17 protein-coding genes are annotated in these 16,219 nt (G+C 63.7%); 16 read left to right on the forward strand and 1 reads right to left on the reverse strand.

Annotated elements, in window-relative coordinates; genetic code table 11:
- Positions 1-57: 57 nt before the first annotated feature.
- The 11 genes from truA (at position 58) to EWM63_RS20090 (ending at position 11,711) form a co-directional block, all read left to right on the forward strand.
- Positions 58-882 (forward strand): tRNA pseudouridine(38-40) synthase TruA, encoded by an 825-nt coding sequence (gene truA, locus EWM63_RS20040; RefSeq protein WP_130188114.1) that lies wholly within the window; start codon positions 58-60, stop codon positions 880-882.
- Between the two features lie 14 nt (positions 883-896).
- Positions 897-1,589: a phosphoribosylanthranilate isomerase gene (locus EWM63_RS20045; RefSeq protein WP_259772487.1), complete on the forward strand. Its 693-nt coding sequence runs from the start codon at positions 897-899 to the stop codon at positions 1,587-1,589.
- Positions 1,590-1,646: 57 nt separating this feature from the next.
- Positions 1,647-2,897: a tryptophan synthase subunit beta gene (trpB, locus tag EWM63_RS20050; RefSeq protein ID WP_130188116.1), complete on the forward strand. Its 1,251-nt coding sequence runs from the start codon at positions 1,647-1,649 to the stop codon at positions 2,895-2,897.
- Between the two features lie 119 nt (positions 2,898-3,016).
- Entirely contained in the window at positions 3,017-3,814 is a 798-nt protein-coding gene (gene trpA / locus EWM63_RS20055; RefSeq protein ID WP_130188117.1) for a tryptophan synthase subunit alpha, read from the forward strand.
- A gap of 244 nt (positions 3,815-4,058) precedes the next feature.
- Positions 4,059-4,931 carry an acetyl-CoA carboxylase, carboxyltransferase subunit beta gene (accD, locus tag EWM63_RS20060; protein WP_130188118.1) on the forward strand — a complete coding sequence of 291 codons (873 nt, stop codon included), beginning with the start codon at positions 4,059-4,061 and terminating at the stop codon, positions 4,929-4,931.
- A gap of 117 nt (positions 4,932-5,048) precedes the next feature.
- Positions 5,049-6,335 (forward strand): bifunctional tetrahydrofolate synthase/dihydrofolate synthase, encoded by a 1,287-nt coding sequence (gene folC, locus EWM63_RS20065; protein ID WP_130188119.1) that lies wholly within the window; start codon positions 5,049-5,051, stop codon positions 6,333-6,335.
- A 7-nt stretch (positions 6,336-6,342) separates the two neighbouring features.
- Entirely contained in the window at positions 6,343-7,365 is a 1,023-nt protein-coding gene (locus tag EWM63_RS20070; RefSeq protein WP_130188120.1) for an SPOR domain-containing protein, read from the forward strand.
- Between the two features lie 20 nt (positions 7,366-7,385).
- A complete protein-coding gene (locus EWM63_RS20075; protein WP_229487388.1) occupies positions 7,386-7,889 on the forward strand; it encodes a CvpA family protein in 504 nt (167 codons plus the stop codon).
- 39 nt (positions 7,890-7,928) lie between these two features.
- Entirely contained in the window at positions 7,929-9,449 is a 1,521-nt protein-coding gene (gene purF, locus EWM63_RS20080) for an amidophosphoribosyltransferase (protein WP_130188121.1), read from the forward strand.
- Positions 9,450-9,589: 140 nt separating this feature from the next.
- Positions 9,590-10,831 (forward strand): cystathionine gamma-synthase family protein, encoded by a 1,242-nt coding sequence (locus EWM63_RS20085; RefSeq protein WP_130188122.1) that lies wholly within the window; start codon positions 9,590-9,592, stop codon positions 10,829-10,831.
- 37 nt (positions 10,832-10,868) lie between these two features.
- A complete protein-coding gene (locus EWM63_RS20090) occupies positions 10,869-11,711 on the forward strand; it encodes a hypothetical protein (protein WP_130188123.1) in 843 nt (280 codons plus the stop codon).
- Positions 11,712-11,901: 190 nt separating this feature from the next.
- Here EWM63_RS20090 and lexA read toward each other — a convergent pair whose 3' ends face one another.
- Positions 11,902-12,591, reverse strand: coding sequence for a transcriptional repressor LexA (gene lexA / locus EWM63_RS20095; RefSeq protein WP_130188124.1), 690 nt, complete (start codon positions 12,589-12,591; stop codon positions 11,902-11,904).
- Positions 12,592-13,005: 414 nt separating this feature from the next.
- On the opposite strand from lexA, the gene rpsF reads away from it, so the two are divergent.
- The 5 genes from rpsF to EWM63_RS20120 all read left to right on the forward strand — a co-directional run bounded on the left by rpsF (position 13,006) and on the right by EWM63_RS20120 (position 16,190).
- A complete protein-coding gene (gene rpsF / locus EWM63_RS20100; protein WP_130188125.1) occupies positions 13,006-13,392 on the forward strand; it encodes a 30S ribosomal protein S6 in 387 nt (128 codons plus the stop codon).
- Positions 13,393-13,406: 14 nt separating this feature from the next.
- Positions 13,407-13,697 carry a primosomal replication protein N gene (gene priB / locus EWM63_RS20105; protein WP_130190499.1) on the forward strand — a complete coding sequence of 97 codons (291 nt, stop codon included), beginning with the start codon at positions 13,407-13,409 and terminating at the stop codon, positions 13,695-13,697.
- A gap of 32 nt (positions 13,698-13,729) precedes the next feature.
- Positions 13,730-14,020, forward strand: coding sequence for a 30S ribosomal protein S18 (rpsR, locus tag EWM63_RS20110; protein WP_107143310.1), 291 nt, complete (start codon positions 13,730-13,732; stop codon positions 14,018-14,020).
- Positions 14,021-14,053: 33 nt separating this feature from the next.
- Positions 14,054-14,506, forward strand: coding sequence for a 50S ribosomal protein L9 (gene rplI / locus EWM63_RS20115; protein ID WP_130188126.1), 453 nt, complete (start codon positions 14,054-14,056; stop codon positions 14,504-14,506).
- 298 nt (positions 14,507-14,804) lie between these two features.
- Entirely contained in the window at positions 14,805-16,190 is a 1,386-nt protein-coding gene (locus tag EWM63_RS20120) for a replicative DNA helicase (RefSeq protein ID WP_130188127.1), read from the forward strand.
- Positions 16,191-16,219: the final 29 nt, after the last annotated feature.

Consider the following 16,219-nt stretch of genomic DNA (forward strand, 5'->3'; position numbering starts at 1 on the left):
TGCCGCACGTGCTCATGCGCGTATAATTCCTGCTCTTTCACCGAGGCAGGGCAGGCATTGAAACGCATCGCATTGGGCGTCCAGTACAACGGCGCCGACTGGCAGGGCTACCAGGTCCAGCCGCATGGCCAGACCGTGCAGGACAAGCTGGAGCAGGCAATCGAACGCTTCGCCTGCGTTCGCATCGGCACCACCTGCGCCGGCCGCACCGATGCCGGCGTGCATGCGCTGGGCCAGGTCGTTCACTTCGATACCGACCTGCAGCGCGAACCGCACGCCTGGGTGCGCGGCATCAATGCCTTCCTGCCCGATTCCGTCGGCGTGCGCTGGGCGAAGACATTGCATGAGGTGGTGCCGTTCGGTGACGCCGAATTCCAGCCCGGGCAAGACTTCCACGCGCGCTTTTCTGCGCGCTCGCGCACGTATCACTACCTGCTGTACAACAACGCCGTGCGCGCGCCGCTGCTGTCCGGCCGTGCCGGCTTCTGCCATCGCCCGCTGGATGTCGAGCGCATGCGCGCCGCCGTCCCCCCGCTGCTGGGCCGGCACGACTTTTCCGCCTTCCGCGCCGCCGGCTGCCAGGCGAAAACGCCGGTCAAGGACATGTACGAGATCGGCATCGAGCGGCATGACGACATGATCCTGTTCACGTTGCGGGCCAGTGCCTTCCTGCATCACATGGTGCGCAACCTGGTCGGTTCGCTCGTCTACATCGGCCAGGGCCGCGAAGGCACGGGCTGGCTGGGCGAACTGCTGGAAGGGCGCAACCGCACGCTCGCCGCGCCCACCTTCATGCCGGACGGCCTGTACCTGGCCCAGATCGAATACGACGGCAAATGGGGCTTGCCGCAGGAATCCCCGCGCATCCTTCCAGCCTTTTGAGGAATCGTCTCACCATGAGCATGCACCGCACCCGCATCAAGATCTGCGGCCTGACCCGCGAGGAAGACGTGGCCGCCGCCGTGGCCGCCGGGGCCGATGCGATCGGCTTCGTGTTCTACCCGAAGAGCCCGCGCTACGTGACGCCGCAGCGCGCGGCCGAGCTGATCGCGACCCTGCCGCCGTTCGTCACCGCTGTCGGGCTGTTCGTCAACGTGCCGGCGGAAGAAGTGGCGGCCATCGTGCGCGTGGCACCCGTGGCGCTGTTGCAGTTCCACGGCGATGAAACGGCCGAGCAGTGTGCCGCAGCCGCGGCGGCCGCGAACCGGCCATTCCTGCGCGTGTTCCGGGTAAAACCGACCACGACCGGCACCGAGCTGCTAGAATACGAGGCACAAAGCCGCGCCTCTTCGCGGCCGCATGCCGCCCAGTTTGCCGGGCTTCTCTTCGACACGTATGTCGATGCCTATGGCGGCGCAGGAAAGGTTTTCGATTGGTCTCTCATTCCAGAAGAACTCGCGCATCGGGCCGTTTTGAGTGGTGGCTTGAGCGTGCAAAATGCGACTGGCGCGGTGGCGCAGGTTCGCCCTTGGGCGGTTGACGTCAGTTCCGGCGTCGAAGCCGCGAAGGGCATCAAGGATGCCGGGCTGATCGCGCAATTCATTGCCGCGGTCAGGGCCGGCGATGCCACCCCCGGGAACGGCGCATGAGCGTGTACATCTGATCTGTATGCCATCGGCGTTCCCAGTATTCCAGAGAACGCCATCATGACTTCCGCATTTTCCGCACCATCCCTCGCCACACCGCTGTTCCACGCCACCGATTACCAGCTGCCCGACGCTACCGGCCATTTCGGCCCGTATGGCGGCTCGTTCGTCGCCGAAACGCTGACCTATGCGCTGGCCGAGCTGAATGAAGCCTACGCCCGCTACAGCCAGGACCCCGAATTCCTCGAGGAATTCCGTTACGAGCTGAAGCACTTCGTGGGCCGCCCGTCGCCGATCTACCATGCGAAACGCTGGTCCGAGATCGCCGGCGGCGCGCAGATCTATTTCAAGCGCGAAGACTTGAACCACACCGGCGCGCACAAGATCAACAACGTGATCGGCCAGGCGCTGCTGGCCAAGCGCATGGGCAAGCCGCGCATCATCGCCGAAACGGGCGCCGGCCAGCACGGCGTGGCCACCGCCACGATCTGCGCCCGCTTCGGCCTCGAATGCGTTGTCTACATGGGCTCTGAGGACGTCAAGCGCCAGGCGCAGAACGTCTACCGCATGAAGCTGCTGGGCGCCACCGTCGTGCCCGTCGAATCCGGTTCGAAAACGCTCAAGGATGCGCTGAACGAAGCCATGCGCGACTGGGTCACGAACATTGAAAACACGTTCTACATCATCGGCACGGTAGCCGGCCCGCACCCGTACCCGATGCTCGTGCGCGACTTCCAGTCCGTGATCGGCGAGGAATGCCTCGTGCAGATGCCGGAAATGACCGGCCGCCAGCCCGACTACGTGCTTGCCTGCATCGGCGGCGGGTCGAATGCGATGGGTATTTTCTATCCATACATCGACCAGAAGGACACGCAGCTGATCGGCGTGGAAGCGGCTGGCGAAGGCCTCGACACGGACAAGCACGCCGCCTCGCTGACGAAGGGCTACCCGGGCGTCCTGCACGGCAACCGCACCTACCTGCTGCAGAGCGACGATGGCCAGATCATCGAAACCCACTCCGTCTCCGCCGGCCTCGACTATCCGGGCGTGGGCCCGGAACACGCCTGGCTGAAGGATTCCGGCCGCGCCCAATACGTGTCGATCACCGACGAGGAGGCGTTGAGCGCGTTCCACGACTGCTGCCACATCGAAGGCATCATTCCCGCACTGGAATCGTCGCACGCGCTGGCCTACGCCGCCAAGCTGGCGGCCACGCTGCCGAAGGACAAGATCGTGCTGGCCAACCTGTCCGGCCGCGGCGACAAGGACATGCACACCGTGGCCGAGCGCATGGGGCTCAAGTTCGGCTGATCGCCGCATCTTTTTCCAAGCGTCGCTATCGTCAATTCCAACCCCACGGCAGGCCGGGGTCAGACCCGCCGGGTCTGACCCAAGCGTCTGCCGTCGGGGTCTTCAAGCAGAGAACAAACATGTCCCGTATCGCCCAGACTTTCGCCGCGCTGAAGGCGCACAACAAGACCGGTCTCGTGACCTTCATTACCGCCGGCGACCCGGCGCCCGCATCGACGGTGCCGCTGCTGCATGCCCTCGTGGCGGGCGGCGCCGACGTGCTGGAACTCGGCGTGCCGTTTTCCGACCCGATGGCCGAAGGCCCCGTCATCCAGCGCGCCTGCGAACGCGCGCTGGTACACGGCGTGGGTATCCGCCACGTGTTCGATTACGTGCGCGAATTCCGCAAGACCAACCAGCACACGCCCGTGGTGCTGATGGGCTACGCCAACCCGATCGAGCGTATCGGCGTGGATGAATTCGTCGAGCAATCCCGGGCGGTGGGGGCGGATGGTGCCATCGTCGTCGATTACCCGCCCGAGGAATGCGAGGCGTTCGCGGCAAAGATGCGCGCGGCCGGCCTCGACCTGATCTTCCTGCTGGCGCCAACCTCGACCGAGGCGCGCGTGGCCCAGGTCGCCAAGGTGGGCAGCGGTTTCTCGTACTACGTGTCGCTGAAGGGCGTGACCGGTGCGGGCAACATCGATACCGCCCAGGTGGCCGAGCGCATCGCCGCGATCCGCCGGCACGTCAGCCTGCCGATCGGCGTGGGCTTCGGCATCCGCGATGCCGCCACGGCGAAAGCGCTGGCCGGCGTGGCCGATGCCGTCGTCATCGGCAGCCGGATCATCCAGGAAATCGAAGCTTCCGAACCGGAGCAGGCCCCGGCCGCCGTGCAGGCGTTCGTCGCCGGCATCCGCAATGCGCTGGACGAATAAGCCACTAAAGTCCAGCCCGTGTCCACCTTGGGGTCAACCCCAAAATCGGACACGAGCTCGACCATACTAAGGCAGAGCTCGTGTCCGAAAACGGGGTTGACCCCATGGTGGACACGGACTCGGCCAAGGATGCTTGGGGCGGAAAAATCAGACGTGCGTGCGGAAAATTGCCAAAGTTGAATGTTCGACACGACAGGCATAAACGGCTACACTTCGCCCCTAAGTTAGAGCAACAGGAGAAAATATGAGCTGGTTGGAAAAACTGCTTCCTCCGCGCATCCAGCGCTCGGAGGCTGCCGCTCGCAAGACGATGCCCGAGGGCCTGTGGGTGAAGTGCCCCTCCTGCGAGGCCGTCCTGTACCGTACGGACCTCGAGTCGAACCTGCATGTCTGCCCGAAATGCGATCACCACATGCGCATCCGCGCCCGCGAGCGCCTCGATGCGCTGCTCGACGCCGGCGGCCGCTATGAAATCGGCCAGGAAACGCTGCCCGTCGATACGCTGAAGTTCAAGGACAGCAAGAAATACCCGGACCGCCTGAAGCAGGCCCTGGAAGCGACCGGCGAGACCGATGCGATGGTGTGCATGGGCGGTTCGATCATGAGCTTGCCGGTCGTGGTGGCGTGCTTCGAATTCGAATTCATGGGCGGCTCGATGGGTTCCGTCGTCGGCGAACGCTTCGCCCGTGCGGCCCAGGTGGCGCTCGAACAGAAAGTGCCGTTCATCTGCATCACCGCCACCGGTGGCGCGCGCATGCAGGAAGGCTTGCTGTCGCTGATGCAGATGGCCAAGACCACGTCGATGCTGACCAAGCTGTCCGAGAAGAAGCTGCCGTTCATCAGCGTGCTGACCGATCCCACGATGGGTGGCGTGTCCGCTTCGTTCGCCTTCATGGGCGACGTGGTGATGGCCGAGCCGAAGGCGCTGATCGGCTTTGCCGGCCCGCGCGTGATCGAGAACACGGTACGCGAAAAACTGCCGGAAGGCTTCCAGCGCAGCGAATTCCTGCTGACCAAGGGCGCGATCGACATGATCGTCGACCGGCGCAAGATGCGCGAGGAAATCGCGCGCCTGCTGGCGCTGCTGCAGAATCAGGCCGCCGAAGTCCTGGCTTGATCGTGCCCGACTGAGGCCACCGCGCCGCCGCACGCCGGGGCCGGGTCCGCAAGGACCCGGCCCCGTTTCATGTCGTGCGCTAGAATCACGTCTTTGCGCTTTACATTCCCGATGCACATGTCCACCCCGACCACCCTGCCAGAATGGCTCGCGCTGCTTGAATCGCGCCATGCCGAAACCGTCATCAACATGGGCCTCGATCGCGTGCGCGCCGTCAAGGAACGCCTGCAACTGCAGTTCACCTGCCCGGTGATCATGGTGGCCGGCACCAATGGCAAGGGGTCCACCTGCGCGATGCTCGAATCGATCCTGCTGCGTGCCGGCTACCGCGTGGGCCTGTACATCAAGCCGCACTTCCTCGACTTTAACGAACGCGCCCGCGTGAATGGCGACCTTGCTTCCGACGCGATGCTGGTCGAGGCGTTCGACGCCGTCGAGGCCGTGCGGGGGGACACGCCGCTGACGTATTTCGAATTCACCACGCTGGCCATCCTGCACCTGATGAGCAAGTCGCCGCTGGACGTGGCCATCCTCGAAGTGGGCCTGGGCGGGCGGCTCGATGCCGTCAACGTCATCGACGCCGATGTCAGCATCGTCACGTCGGTGGACATCGACCACGTCGATTACCTGGGCGGCACGCGCGAGCAGATCGGTTTCGAGAAGGCCGGCATCTTCCGGCCGGGCAAGGCGGCGATCTGCAGCGACCCGGTGCCGCCGCAGGCGCTGATCGACCACGCGAACGCGATCGGTGCGGACCTGTGGCTGATGGGCCGCGACTTCAACTATTCCGGCGACAAGCAGCAATGGAATTACGGTGGCCGTGGCCAGCGCCGCAACGCGCTGGCTTATCCGAGCCTGCGCGGCGCCAACCAGCTGCTGAACGCATCGGCCGCGCTGGCCGCGCTGGAAGTGCTCAGGAACGAGCTGCCGGTCGGCGCGCAGGAAGTGCGGCACGGCCTCGTTACCGTCGAGCTGCCGGGTCGCTTCCAGGTGTTGCCGGGCCGCCCCACCGTGATCCTCGACGTGGCGCACAACCCGCACGCGGCGTCGGCATTGAACCAGAACCTGGGCAACATGGGCTACCATCCGTACACGTTCGCCGTGTTCGGCTCCATGCACGACAAGGATATCGACGGCGTCATCAAGGCCATCGGCGGGTCGATCGACCACTGGTGCCTGGCCACGCTGCCGTCGCCCCGTGCGGCGTCCGCGTCCGAACTGGCCGCGAAAGTACAGGCTACCGTGCCCGATCCGCATGAAAAGACCGTCAATGTCTTCGATACCCCGGCACAAGCTTTTGCAAATGCAATGAGCCGGGCGGGCGAGAATGATAGAATTGTGGTCTTTGGCTCGTTCCTGACGGTGGCTGGTGTCATGGCCGCCCGCAAATCCTCCCTCCACTGATTGATACATGGGCTTGTTCTCGAAATTCGGCAAAAACAAGCAGCAGTCCCCAGAAGACAGCGGCTACTACCGGGCCGCGGATGACCGCGCAATCACCGAGCGTGCCCGCTCCAAGCGCGCCTCGTCCGCCGACGCCGGCGCCGGGGCGCCCCGCACCCGTGTGCGCAAGGAAGCGGCAGACCCCGTGCTGCCCGAAAAGAAGCGCGCGCGGCGCCGCCTGGTCGGTGCCATCGCACTGGCGCTGGCTGTCGCGATCGGCTTGCCGATGGTGCTCGATTCCGAACCGAAGCCGCTGGCGAACGACATCGCGATCCAGATCCCGCCGAAGGACAAGCCGGACGGCGTGAAGGCCGATGCCGACTCCGCCGCAGAGTCGGTCACCGATGCTGCCGCCGATGCCGCCGCCGATGCCGCCATCCACAGCAAGACAGCCCAGGCCGAAGCGCTCGACCAGAGCGAGGAGATCGTCGAGCCGGAAGACAACACGCCGGTGACCTCGCCGCCGCCGCGCCCGTTGCCGAGGCTCGAGCCCGAGGCCGAAGTGCCGAAGCTGGCCGAGCACAAGCCCGAACCGAAGCACGAACCCAAAGCGGACACCCGGCACGAGCCGAAGGTGGAGAGCTGGCACGAACCGAAGCCGGAGCCGAAGAAAGTGGCCGAAGCGAAGCCGGAGCCGAAGAAGCCCGAGCCGAAGCCCGAGTCGAAGCCCGAGTCGAAGCCCGAGTCGAAGCCGGTACCGAAAACGGATGATGCCGCGCGCGCGCTGGCCCTGCTGGAAGGGAAGGCCACGCCGGCCCCGGTCGATTCGGGGCGTTACGTGATCCAGGTTGCCGCGCTGGCCGCGAAGGACAAGGTCGAGGAATTGCAGGGCAGGCTGCGCGATGCGGGCATCAAGTCTTTCACGCAGAAATCGCCGTCGGGCGAATTGACCCGCGTGAAGGTGGGCCCGTTCGGCAGCCGCGAGGAAGCAGAGAAAGCCAAGGCCAGGCTGCAGAAGATCGGCCTGTCGGGCAGCCTGAGCCCGGCCTGACGTAACGCTGTGGCGCTGCCGTGACGATTCCCGCTGTAACGATCTTTGACTACGTGGTGCTGTTCGTGCTGGGCACTTCCACCATCGTCAGCCTGCTGCGCGGCCTGGTGAAGGAAATGCTGTCGCTGCTGGGCTGGGTCGTGGCCTTTGTGCTTGCCAACGCCTACGCCGGCGAACTGGCCGCCATGCTGCCGCCGGCGATCCCCGGCGAGGTGGTGCGGCTGATCGTCGCGTTCCTGGCACTCTTCATCGGCGTGCGCATTCTGATGGGTTTGCTGTCGATGGCCGTGTCGGCCCTCGTCGAGGCCGGCGGCATGTCGCTGGCCGACCGTGGCCTCGGCGGGCTGTTCGGCCTGGGGCGCGGCCTTGTAATCGTGCTGGCGGGCGTCATATTGTGCGGCATGACGTCGATCCCGCAGCAGGACTTCTGGCGGGAAGCATTGTTTTCCCCCTATGCGGAAACGGGCGTGCGCACCGTGAAACCGTTCCTTCCCGCTGCCGTGGCGCAGCATGTGCAATTTTAGAATTTCTTACTCAAGCAGCACCCTGTTCAGGAGCACAATATGTGTGGCATTGTCGGCGTCGTTTCCCATCAACCTGTCAACCAGCTGCTGTATGACGCGCTGCTGCTGTTGCAGCATCGCGGCCAGGATGCGGCCGGTATCGCAACGAATCACAGCAGCATGTTCTCGATGCACAAGGCCAACGGCCTCGTGCGTGACGTGTTCCGCACCCGGAACATGCGTTCGCTGATGGGCAATTCGGGCATCGGCCACTGCCGCTACCCCACGGCCGGCTCGTCGTCGGAAGAGGAAGCGCAACCGTTCTACGTCAACGCGCCGTTCGGCATCACGCTGGCGCACAACGGCAACCTGACGAACTGGGAACAGCTCAAGACGGAGATGTTCAAGAACGATCGCCGCCACATCAACACGGACTCCGATTCGGAAGTGCTGCTGAACGTGCTGGCGCACGAGATCATGCGCGCCACGACCGGGTATTCGCTGGATGCGGGCACGCTGTTCGAGGCCGTCACGGTACTGAACCGCCGCGTGCAGGGTGGCTATGCGGCCGTGGCGCAGATCGCCGATGTCGGCCTGCTGGGCTTCCGCGATCCGCACGGCATCCGTCCGCTGTGCCTGGGCATCAACGAGACCGAGAACGGCACCGAATACATGCTGGCGTCGGAATCCGTGGCGCTCGAAGGCGCCGGCTTCCGCTTCGTGCGTGACGTGGAGCCGGGCGAAGCCGTGTTCGTCGACGCCGACAACAAGCTGCATGCCCGCATCTGCGCCGACAATCCGTCGCTGAACCCGTGCGTGTTCGAATACGTGTACCTGGCGCGGCCCGATTCCGTGATCGACGGCGCCTCCGTCTACAGCACCCGCCTGAAGATGGGCGAATACCTGGCCGACAAGATCAAGCGCGAAGGCCTGGCCGACGACATCGACGTCGTCATGCCGATCCCCGACTCGTCGCGCCCGGCCGCGATCCAGCTGGCGCTGCGCCTCGGCAAGGAATACCGCGAGGGCTTCATCAAGAACCGCTACATCGGCCGCACCTTCATCATGCCGGGCCAGGCGCTGCGCAAGAAATCGGTGCGCCAGAAGCTGAACGCGATCGGCGACGAATTCAAGGGCAAGAACGTGCTGCTGGTCGATGACTCGATCGTGCGCGGCACCACCAGCCGCGAGATCGTGCAGATGGCCCGCGACTCCGGCGCGAAGAAGGTGATCTTCGCCTCGGCAGCGCCGCCGGTGCTGTACCCGAACGTGTACGGCATCGACATGCCGACCCGCGACGAGCTGATCGCCCATGGCCGCACCGTTGACGAAGTGTGCAAGGAAATCACGGCGGACGCGCTGGTCTACCAGGACCTGGAAGACCTGAAGAAGGCGATCTCGGACGTCAATCCCGCACTGACGAGTTTTGAAGCGTCGTGCTTCGACGGCAAGTACATCACGGGCGACATCTCGGCCGATTATCTGGACCGCATCGAGCAAGCGCGCCACAATCCGAAAGAAAAAGTCGAGGACGCCGCGCGCAACCACCTGAACCTGAATGCGGCCACGACCGAAGCGTAAATAACGGGCTCCTCGCGGAGCCCTTTTTATTGCTTGAAATCCTGGAACATTTCCCAAAACCGGGGTCAGACCCCGAATTTGGGAAACATTTCCTGAAATCGGGGTCTGACCCCGTTTCTCGGCAACTATTCCGATAAGACATGAACGACAAGAAAAACTACGGTTTCACCACCACGATCCTGCACGGCGACCGCCAGAAGAGCATCGAGCAAGGGTCGCTGCACAAGCCTGTCCACACGTCCGTCGCGTTCGGTTACACCGATGCGCGCCAGCTGGCCTCCGTATTCCAGGGCCGCGAGCCGGGCTTCCGCTATGGCCGCCAGGGGAACCCGACCGTGTCGGCGCTGGAAGAAAAAGTCACCAAGATGGAAGACGGCGTCGCCACGCTGTGCTTCGCCACCGGCATGGGGGCCATTGGCGCCGTGTTCCAGGCGCTGCTGCGTGCCGGCGATCACGTGGTCTCGTCGTCCTTCCTGTTCGGCAATACCAACTCGCTGTGGCAGACGGTCGCCGGGCAGGGCGTCGCCGTCGATTTCGTCGATGCGACCGATGTCGCCAACGTCGAAGCCGCGCTGAAGGACACCACGCGCATCGTGTTCGTGGAAACGATCGCCAATCCGCGCACCCAGATCGCGGACCTGGAACGCATCGGCGCGCTGTGCGCGGCAAAGGGCATCCTGTACATCGTCGACAACACGATGACCACGCCTTACCTGTTCCGTCCGAAAGCGGTTGGCGCCGGCCTCGTCATCAATTCGCTGACGAAATCGATCGCCGGCCATGGCAACGCGCTGGGCGGCAGCCTGACCGATACCGGCGCCTACGACTGGAGCCGCTACCCGAACATCTTCGAGAACTACAAGAAAGCCGCGCCGGCGATGTGGGGCATCACGCAGGTTCGCGCCAAGGGCCTGCGCGACTTCGGTGCCTCGCTGGGGCCGGAAGCGGCGCACCACATCGCCGTCGGTGCCGAAACGCTGGCGCTGCGCATGGAGCGCACCTGCGCCAACGCCAGGGCGCTGGCCGAGATGCTGGAAGCCGATCCGCGCGTGGCCGCCGTGCACTATCCCGGCTTGCCCTCGCACCCGCAGCATGGCATCGCGACCGACCTGTTCAAGGCCTATGGTTCGCTGTTCAGTTTTGAACTGCGGGACGGCATCGACTGCTTCGACTACCTGAACCGGCTGAAGATCGCCGTGCCCGCCTCGAACCTGGGTGACACCCGCACGCTGGTGATCCCGGTTGCGCACACGATCTTCTACGAGATGGGGGCCGAGCGCCGCGCCTCGATGGGGATCGCCGAATCGCTGATCCGCGTTTCCGTGGGCATCGAGGAGACCGACGACCTGGTGGACGATTTCCGCAAGGCGCTGGATGCATGATGGCGAGGCATGAAGGTTGATGCATGAGGGTTGAAGCATGATCCAGCGCTGGATCGGTGCCGCCGCCGCACTGGCCACGGTATTTGCCGCAGCGGCCGCGCGGGCTGAAGTCTCGGTGCCGCTGGCGCTGGAGCGGGGCATCCCCGTGGCCCAGCTGACCATCGCCGGTCATGTCTTCCCGTTCACGTTCGATATCGGTTCGTCGCGCACGCTGCACCTGACGCGCGAGGTGATGGCCAGGATTCCCGGCCTGAAACTGACGGGCCGCAAGATGCGAAGCGCCGACCTGACCGGCAAGGTGCGCGAAGAAGAGGAATTCGTCATCCCTGACCTCGTCGTCAACGGCGTGTCGTTCGGCGAGGTGAAGGGCGTGTCGTATGAGGCGTGGGGCCTGGGTATCGGCAAGGGGGCCGGCCTGCCGCCGCACTCCGTCGTCGGCCTCGGCCTTTTCGCCAGGCAGCCTTTCGTGTATGACCAGTCCGGCCGCACCTTGCGCTTCGGCGCGCCGCTCGAGCCGGGCTCCGGCTGGCAGCCGCTGGCCCATGAGCGGGTGCACGAAGGCATCGTCGCCAGCTTGTCGAACGAGCGTGCCCGCTACCGTCTGGTGCTGGATTCCGCCGCCAACATCTCGATCGTCAAGCCGCAATCGGTCGAGAAGCAGGGAGACCGGCCGACCCGCTGCGATGTGTTCGGGCCGGACAAGCCATGCAGCTTCGTGTCCGTCTCGTTGCCGGGCGGGGCGGCGATCACGCCCTACCTGATGCCCTTGCCAGGGTTCTTCCAGCCCGACGGCATCCTCGGCGCCGACTTCTTCGGCAGGTATGCCGTGTATGTGGACCAGGCCCAGGGGAAGGTGGCAGTGCGGCCGCCGTCGAGGTAGGGCGCTGAGGTAGCATCTGAAGTAGCTGTGGAGACAGCCGTAGAGACAGCCAATAAGGCAGGCCCGCGAAGCAGGGCGCCGTGACGGAAGTCGCTGGCGAACAGGTGTCGTGCCGGCCATTGCGAGCCGGCATGACGCATGCCGTACCGGCTGGTGCAAGCCGGCACGACAGGAGAGCAAACGTGAAGCGTCAGTGCCAGGCGCGCAGCAAGCCGACCGCGAGGCCTTCCAGCGCGAATTCATCTTCGGGCTTCACGGTGATGATCTTGAAGTCCGGATTCTCCGGCAGCAGCTCGATCGTGGCGCCGGTGCGGCGGTAGCGCTTCACGGTGACTTCGCTGCCGATGCGGGCCACGACGATCTGGCCATTCTTGGCGCTATCGACCTTCTTGACCGCCAGCAGGTCGCCATCCATGATGCCCACGTCGCGCATCGATTCGCCACGCACCTTCAGCAGGAAATCGGGTTTCGCGGAGAACAGGGCCGGGTCGACGCTGTAGGTTTTTTCCAGGTTTTCCTGCGCCAGGATCGGCGAACCGGCAGCCACGCGGCCAATCAGCGGCAGTTGCATCAGCAGCGCCGCGGGCACCTGCGGCATGTAATCGGTTGCATGCGCACTGCCCGGCGTGCCCGCGGGCGCAGAAGGCCCCGCCGCCCGCACGCCACGGTCGCCCAGCAGGCGAATGCCGCGCGACGTGCCAGCCGTGATTTCGATCGCACCTTTGCGCGCGAGCGCCTTCAGGTGCTCTTCGGCCGCATTGGCCGACTTGAATCCCAACTCGGCGGCGATCTCGGCGCGGGTTGGCGGGAAGCCGGTGGTATCGATGGCATCCCTGATCAGGTTGAGAATTTGTTCCTGCCTTGCGGTGAGCTTGATCATGATGCGAGTAGCCGTAAAAATAGCTGTGGATATAGACAGTCTGTATTTTTGTACAGTGCCTGCGCGATTGCAAGAGAAAACACGATTCAGGCGCAGAAATATTTCATGAAAACCGGTGACAGGCACCAATTTGCGGGAAATGTTGCAGAAAACCCATGCCAGGAAGGTGTGGGCGGGGGCAGGCAATCTCCGTTACGCGGGCGTGGACCATGCTCCACGACATCCCCGCTTCGCCAGCGGTTTCGCAGCGGACGTGCAACGGCGGAATGGCTTGCCGACAGCCTGGCGGCGGCGGTGGCGGACCGCCGGGCGGCTAGCCATTGGTGAAAATATCTGCTATTCTAGCGGGCTTACCTCTTCCCACACCTGTCTTGACGCCAGGGTGGGCTATCAACAGTCCTTAAGGGAGTTTGCATGCGTCACTACGAAATCGTATTTATCGTCCATCCGGACCAGAGCGAGCAAGTGCCCGCGATGATCGAACGTTACAAGGCCAGCGTCACGTCGCGCGGCGGTAACGTCCACCGCGTGGAAGACTGGGGCCGCCGTCAAATGGCGTACTCGATCCAGAAACTGGCCAAGGCACACTACATCTGCCTGAACATCGAGTGCGACAACGACACGCTGGTCGAACTGGAAACCGCGTTCAAATTCAATGATGCCGTGCTGCGTCACCTGACCGTCAAGATGAAGAAAGCGGAAACCGCTCCTTCGCCGATGATGAAGTCGGTCCAGCGTGAAGACGCCGCCAAGAGCCACCGCGCTGAAGCCGCGGCCGCTCCGGCAGCTGCTGCAGCCTAAATCCGGGAGTCTTGCTGAACGAGCTGAAGTTCACTGGCCTGATCACCGAGCGGGAAGTCATACGTTTCACCCCCGCCGGGCTGCCGATCGTGAATGCAGTATTGCAGCACAGTTCGCAGCAGATCGAGGCAGGCATCGCCCGCCTGACGGAATTTGAAATCGCCGCGGTTGCCGCGGGGGAGATTTCAGGCCGTTTCAGCAGCGCGCCGCTGGGAGGGGCCTACGAATTCTCGGGGTTTCTCGCCAGGAAAAGCCGCAACAGCAAGAGCCTGGTTTTTCACATCATTGATTTTCGTGCCGCCTGAAGCGACACAATATTTAAATACAGGAGCCTAAAATGGCATTCGGTAAAAAGTTCGACAAAAACAAAGCCAAGCTGAAAGAAAAGCGCAAACAGCAGAACCCGCTGTTCAAGCGTAAGAAGTTCTGCCGCTTCACCGCCGCTGGCGTTGAGCAAGTCGATTACAAAGACGTCGACACGCTGAAAGATTTCATCCAGGAAAACGGCAAGATCATGCCGGCACGCCTGACCGGCACGAAGGCGCACTACCAGCGTCAAGTGGATACCGCGATCAAGCGCGCGCGCTACCTGGCCCTGCTGCCGTACACCGATCTGCACCACGCCTAATCGGCAGCAGTACAGATAGAACTGGAGAACATTATGCAAATCATTCTGCTGGAAAAAGTTATCAACGTCGGCAACCTGGGCGACGTGGTGAAGGTCAAGGACGGCTACGCACGTAACTTCCTGATCCCGCAAAAGCTGGCACGCCGCGCTACCACGGCTGCCGTGGCCGAGTTCGAAGCCAAGCGCGCCGACCTGGAAAAAGCCGCCGCTGAAAAGCTGGCAGCCGCACAAGGCCAGGGCGAAAAGCTGAACGGCATGACCGTGACCGTGTCGCAAAAAGCCGGTGTCGATGGCCGCCTGTTCGGCTCCGTCACCAACTTCGACATCGCTGAAGCGCTGACCAAAGCCGGCTTCGCCGTGGAAAAAGCTGCCGTGCGCCTGCCGAACGGTCCGCTGAAGACCACCGGCGAGCACCCGGTGGCAGTTTCCCTGCACACGGACGTGGTGGTCGACGTGACCGTCGCCGTCGTGGGCGAAGCTGCTTAATTACCGGGATTTTTTCTTCGGTAAGACTGTCGTAGATTTAAAAAGCCGGGTTCGCCCGGCTTTTTTATTGCCGGCGCCGGGCATGGTTTGCAACACCGTCGCGACGGTTGCGACAGGCTCGCGCTTTGGCTGCTATAACAGACGGATGCCGACCTGCTGCGAGTAACCGGCATGCGCTGGCAGGAACATAATATGCTGTCGCCAGGATAGTGATCTTGCCACAAAGGACGTTCCTCTTGCCGCCAGACTTGCCAACCATTATGAACTTTGGCCTGCTTATGCAGGTATAATGCGCGCCATGAATGCCCCATCCGACCCGCAAGTCGATTCCCTCCGTATCCCGCCCCATTCCATCGAAGCCGAGCAATCGGTCATCGGTGGTTTGTTGCGCGACAACGCCGCATGGGACCGCATCGCCGACTTCATGCACGCGGAGGATTTCTATCGCTACGACCACCGCATCATCTTCGAGCAGATGATCCGCCTGATCAATGGCGGCAAGCCGGCCGACGTGATCACCGTGTTCGAAGCGCTGACGATGCTGGGCAAGGCCGACGAGGTGGGCGGCCTGCAATACCTGAACGCAATGGCGCAGAACACGCCATCGGCGGCGAACATCCGCCGCTATGCCGAGATCGTGCGCGACCGCGGCGTGCTCCGCAAGCTGATCACCGTGGCCGACGAAATCTCCGGCAACGCGTTCAGCCCGCAGGGCAAGGAAGTCAAGCAGATGCTCGACGAAGCGGAATCGAAGATCTTTGCGATCGCCGAGCAGGGTTCCAGGGGCTCGCAGGGCTGGACCGCCGTGCAGCCGCTGCTCACGCAGGTGGTCGAGCGCATCGATGAACTGTACAGCCGCGACAGCGGCAGCGAGATCACGGGCGTGCCCACCGGCTTTGCCGACCTGGACAAGATGACCTCCGGCCTGCAGCCGGGCGACCTGGTCATCGTGGCCGGCCGCCCGTCGATGGGCAAGACAGCGTTTTCCGTCAACATCGGTGAAAACGTCGCGATCGAAGCGGGCCTGCCCGTTGCCGTATTCTCGATGGAGATGGGCGGCGCGCAGCTGGCGATGCGTATGCTGGGCTCCGTTGGCCAGCTCGACCAGCATCGCCTGCGAACCGGCAAGCTGAACGACGAAGACTGGCCGCGCCTCACGCACGCGATCCAGAAAATGAACGAAGCGCAGCTGTACATCGACGAGACGCCGGCGCTGAACCCGATCGAGATGCGCGCGCGCGCGCGCCGCCTGGCGCGCCAGTGTGGCAAGCTTGGCCTGATCATCGTCGACTACCTGCAGCTGATGACGGGCTCGCAGGCCGGCGACAACCGCGCCGCCGAGATTTCCGAGATCTCGCGTTCGCTGAAAGGCCTGGCAAAGGAACTGCATTGCCCCGTGATCGCACTGTCGCAGCTGAACCGTTCGCTGGAACAGCGGCCCAACAAGCGCCCCGTCATGTCCGACCTGCGCGAATCCGGCGCTATCGAACAGGATGCGGACGTGATCATCTTCCTGTACCGCGACGAGGTCTACAACCCCGATTCGCCCGACAAGGGCACCGCCGAAATCATCATCGGCAAGCAGCGTAACGGCCCGATCGGCGCGATCCGCCTCACATGGATGGGCATGTATACCAAGTTCGGCAACTACACCGGTAACCTGTCGATCTACCAGGGTGACTGAACCCGCCAGTACCAAGAGGGGCCGCTTAG

Origin of the sequence: Pseudoduganella lutea, from assembly GCF_004209755.1 — a bacterium.
Lineage (GTDB): Bacteria > Pseudomonadota > Gammaproteobacteria > Burkholderiales > Burkholderiaceae_D > Rugamonas > Rugamonas lutea.